This is a genomic window from Parabacteroides leei (genome assembly GCF_023369805.1).
GTDB lineage: Bacteria > Bacteroidota > Bacteroidia > Bacteroidales > Tannerellaceae > Parabacteroides > Parabacteroides leei.
The window spans coordinates 1-1,350 of the sequence record NZ_JAMBQG010000052.1; the positions used below are offsets into that span (position 1 = coordinate 1).

Consider the following 1,350-nt stretch of genomic DNA (forward strand, 5'->3'; position numbering starts at 1 on the left):
GACACTGTCCATAAAATTGTGTAAATGAAAAACTACAGGTATTGTTACTTGTAGTTTTTTTTATTTATTAAATTTGAAAAATGTAAATTTTATGGAGATTCCCAAAGAATTATTGAGCAAGGAGTTCTTAAGTCAATTTAAAAGCGAAGAAGACGTAAGTAAGTTTCTAACGACTCTTCACAGTCGAGTCCTTGAACAAATGCTTGAAGGTGAGATGGATGCTCATTTAGGATATGAAAAACATTCAGCCTCAGGTATAAATACCGGCAACTCTCGCAACGGCAAATACCCTAAAAAGATTCAAACCGAGTATGGTGAATCTTATATAGAAATACCTCGTGACCGTCAGGGAGAGTTTGAACCGGTGATAGTACCCAAACATCAGTCTCGTGGTCTTTCAATAGAGAAGCTGGTCATATCGCTGTATGCCAAAGGTATGAGTGTTTCAGATATAGAAGAGGAAATGAAAGAAATCTATGGAATAACCCTGTCTACATCAGCTATATCCATCATAACGAGTAAAGTCACCCAAGCCGCTGTAGAATGGCAGAATCGGCCATTGGAGAGTCTTTATTTGATCGTGTGGATGGACGGTATAGTCTTTAAGGTTCGGGAGAATGGTAAGGTGATTAACAAGACCGTTTACCTGTGTGTCGGTCTTAACAAGGAAGGTATAAAAGAGATATTGGGTATGTGGGTAGGTAAAACCGAAAGTGCCTCTTTCTGGATGGGTGTTCTCACAGATTTAAAAGCTCGTGGAGTAGAGGATATATTAATAACTGTCACTGACAACCTGAATGGTTTCACGGGAACAATCAAGAGCGTTTTCCCTGATTCGACCACTCAAATCTGTGTTGTGCATCAGATCCGTAACTCGTGTAAATACGTTGTCTGGAAGGAGAAAAAAGAGTTTACCGCTGATTTAAAGAATATTTATAATGCTCCCACAAAAGAGGCTGCTTTACTGGAACTGGATATGTTTGAGCAAAAATGGGGAGCAAAATATCCATACGCTGTCCGTTCCTGGCGGGCTAATTGGGATGAGCTGACCTCTTTCTTTGATTTCCCCATTGAAATAAGAAAAATCATCTATACGACTAATCTTATAGAGAATCTGAACGGGAAGATCCGCAAATACACTAAAAACAAGCTTTCATTCCCTAATGATGAAGCTCTTAAGAAGTCTGTTTATCTGGCTATTAGCGAGATTGAGAAAAAATGGTATCAACCCATATGGAACTGGGGACTGATTTTTAATCAGTTTTTGACTATATTTGAAAACCGAATCCGGGTTTAAACCCGGATTCGGTTCCTGTAGTTTTGAATTTACACAAAATTGTGGATAGTCCC

At 38.8% G+C, this 1,350-nt stretch carries 1 protein-coding gene; it reads left to right on the forward strand.

The window, feature by feature from the left end:
• Positions 1-91: 91 nt before the first annotated feature.
• Positions 92-1,297, forward strand: coding sequence for an IS256 family transposase (locus M1P97_RS26200; protein ID WP_249390621.1), 1,206 nt, complete (start codon positions 92-94; stop codon positions 1,295-1,297).
• Positions 1,298-1,350: the final 53 nt, after the last annotated feature.